Annotated in this window: 2 protein-coding genes; both read left to right on the top strand. The window is 72.1% G+C overall.

Annotated features, from left to right (window positions below; translation table 11 throughout):
- Positions 1–475: DNA glycosylase AlkZ-like family protein (locus WCS02_RS18890; protein ID WP_340295832.1), on the top strand; the 475-nt coding region annotated here is incomplete at its 5' end.
- A gap of 51 nt (positions 476–526) precedes the next feature.
- Positions 527–3390 (top strand): preprotein translocase subunit SecA (gene secA, locus WCS02_RS18895; protein WP_340295833.1); only part of this gene is annotated, 2864 nt, incomplete at its 3' end.

The following is a 3390-nucleotide window of genomic DNA, read 5'->3' on the forward strand; positions in this document are numbered from 1 at the left end:
CCTGCTGCCGGTGCTGGTGCGCGGCTGGGGCCCGGGCGGGACGCCCCTGCCCGCGTGGCGGCACGCGACGGCCACCGTGCCGCGGGCGCTGCCGGACCGGCCGGGCACCCTGCTCGCCCCGTTCGACCCGCTGGTGTGGCACCGGCCGCGCACCGAGCGACTGTTCGGCTTCCGGTACCGGCTGGAGATCTACGTGCCGGCCGCCCGCCGGGTCCACGGCTACTACGTGCTGCCGTTCCTGCACCGCGGCCGCCTGGTGGCCCGGGTGGACCTCAAGGCCGACCGCGCGCGGCGGGTGCTGCTGGTCCGCTCGGCGTGGGGCGAGCCGCACCACGACGGCGACGACGTGCTCGCCCTGGCCCTGGAGCTGGCGGACCTCGGCGCCTGGCTGGGCTGCGAGCAGGTCGAGGTCGAGCCCGCCGGCGACCTGTCCGCCGCGCTCGCCCAGGCGGTCGGCACTGCCGCGAGGGGGTGAGGCGGGGACGCTGGGCCCGTCTAGCATGCACGGGTGGGAATCATCGACCGCATGCTCCGGGTGGGCGAGGGCAAGATCGTCAAGCGCCTCGCGAAGACCGCCGACCAGGTCAACGCCATCGAGGACGACTTCGTCGCGATGAGCGACGCCGAGCTGCGGGAGGAGACCGACCGCTTCCGGGCCCGGCTCGCGGACGGCGCCAGCCTGGACTCCCTGCTGCCGGAGGCGTTCGCCACCGTGCGCGAGGCGGCCAAGCGCACCCTCGGGTTCCGCGGCTTCGACGTGCAGCTCATGGGCGGTGCGGCGCTGCACCTGGGCAACATCGCGGAGATGAAGACCGGTGAGGGCAAGACGCTGTCCGCGGCCTTCCCCGCCTACCTCAACGCCCTGACCGGCAAGGGCGTCCACGTCGTCACGGTCAACGACTACCTGGCGCGCTACCAGAGCGACCTCATGGGCCGCGTGTACCGCTTCGTCGGCATGGAGACCGGGGTCATCCTCAACGGGCTCACGCCGGCCCAGCGCCGCGAGGCCTACGCCGCGGACATCACGTACGGCACCAACAACGAGTTCGGCTTCGACTACCTGCGCGACAACATGGCGAGCAGCCTGCAGAACCTGGTCCAGCGCGACCACTACTTCGCCATCGTCGACGAGGTCGACTCGATCCTCATCGACGAGGCCCGGACGCCGCTCATCATCTCCGGCCCCGTCGAGCAGCCCCAGAAGTGGTACACGGAGTTCTCGCGCCTGGCCGGGCGGATGCAGCGCGACACCCACTACGAGGTGGACGAGAAGAAGCGCACCGTCGGCGTCACCGAGGAGGGCATCGCCCTGGTCGAGGACCACCTGGGCGTGGAGAACCTCTACGAGTCCGAGAACACCCCGCTCATCGGGTTCCTCAACAACGCCGTCAAGGCCAAGGAGCTCTACCGGCGCGACAAGGACTACGTCGTCGTCGACGGCGAGGTCAACATCGTCGACGAGCACACCGGCCGCATGCTCGCCGGCCGCCGGTACTCCGAGGGCATGCACCAGGCCATCGAGGCCAAGGAGGGCGTGGTCATCCAGCGCGAGAACCAGACGCTGGCCTCGATCACCCTGCAGAACTACTTCCGCATGTACGACAAGCTCGGCGGGATGACCGGCACGGCCCAGACCGAGGCCACCGAGTTCAGCCAGATCTACGGCATGGGCGTCGTGGAGATCCCGACCAACCGGCCGATGGTCCGCGCCGACCAGCCCGACCTCGTCTACAAGACCGAGGACGCCAAGTACGAGGCCGTGGTCCAGGACATCAGCGACCGCCACGCCCAGGGGCAGCCGGTCCTCGTCGGCACCACCAGCGTCGAGAAGTCCGAGCGGCTGTCGCAGTCCCTGCAGAAGGTCGGCATCCCGCACGAGGTCCTCAACGCCAAGCAGCACGCCCGCGAGGCGCAGGTCGTCGCCATGGCCGGCCGCCCCGGCGCGGTGACCGTCGCCACGAACATGGCCGGCCGAGGCACCGACATCATGCTCGGCGGCAACGCGGAGTTCATGGCCGTGGAGGCCATGCGCCAGCGCGGCCTCGACCCCAACGAGGACCCCGAGGCCTACGAGGCCGCGTGGCCGGAGGAGCTCGCCCGGGCCGAGGAGCTGCGCTCCGCCGACGGCGAGAAGGTCCTCGAGGTCGGCGGGCTCTACGTGCTGGGCACCGAGCGCCACGAGTCGCGCCGCATCGACAACCAGCTGCGCGGCCGCTCGGGCCGCCAGGGCGACGCCGGGGAGAGCCGGTTCTACCTGGCGCTCACCGACGACCTCATGCGGATGTTCAACTCCGGCCTGGTGGAGAACTTCCTCAACGCCGCGGGCATCCCTGACGACACCCCCATCGAGTCCAAGATGGTGTCGCGCTCCATCGCCAGCGCCCAGACGCAGGTCGAGGGCCGCAACTTCGAGATCCGCAAGAACGTCCTCAAGTACGACGACGTGCTCAACATGCAGCGCACCGTCATCTACAAGGAGCGCCGCCGGGTCCTCGAGCACGCCGACCTGGGCGAGGAGGTCCGCCACTTCGCCGGCGACGTCGTCGAGGGCTACGTGCGGGCGGCCACGGCCGGCGGCCACGCGGAGGAGTGGGACCTGGAGCTGCTCTGGCAGCAGCTGCGCGCTCTGTACCCGGTCGGCCTGGAGCCGTCCGACCTGCAGGCCGAGCACCCCGCCGGGCTCACCACCGACGTGCTCGTCGAGGAGCTCACCACCGACGTGCGCCTGGCCTACGAGGCGCGCGAGCAGGAGATGACGCCCGCCCTCATGCGCCAGCTCGAGCGCCGCGTCGTGCTCGGGGTCATCGACCGCAAGTGGCGCGAGCACCTGTACGAGATGGACTACCTGCAGGACGGCATCGGCCTGCGCGCGATGGCCCAGCGCAACCCGCTCGTGGAGTACCAGCGCGAGGGCTTCGACATGTTCCAGGCGATGACCGAGGGCATCAAGGAGGAGACGGTCCGGCTGGTCTTCGCCGCGCAGCTGACCATCACCCCGCCGCAGCCGCCCGCCGGGGTCGAGATCGTCGGCGACGGGGCGGTGGCCGTGGAGCCGGCCGCCGCCGAGGCGCCCGCCGGTGCTCCTGCTGGTGCGGTGCCTGCGGGTGCGGCTCCTGCGGGGGCAGCTCCCTCCGCCGGGCCGGACGGGTCTGCTGCCGCGGCGGCGGCCCCGAGCGCCGACGGGGCAGCGGCCGTCGACGAGGACGACCCGGACGCGTTCTCGGTCCCCGGCCTCGACCAGAAGGTCGGTGCGCTGACCTACACGGCACCGACCCTGGACGGCGAGACCCCCGGCGCCCCGGTCGCGGAGCGCGCCGACGGTGCCCGTCCCGCGCGGACCGGTGCCGCGGGCGGCGCCGCCGAGGGCGAGGCCAACCGGGCTCAGCGCCG

It is taken from the genome of Aquipuribacter hungaricus, from assembly GCF_037860755.1.
In the GTDB taxonomy this organism is placed as follows: Bacteria; Actinomycetota; Actinomycetes; order Actinomycetales; family JBBAYJ01; genus Aquipuribacter; species Aquipuribacter hungaricus.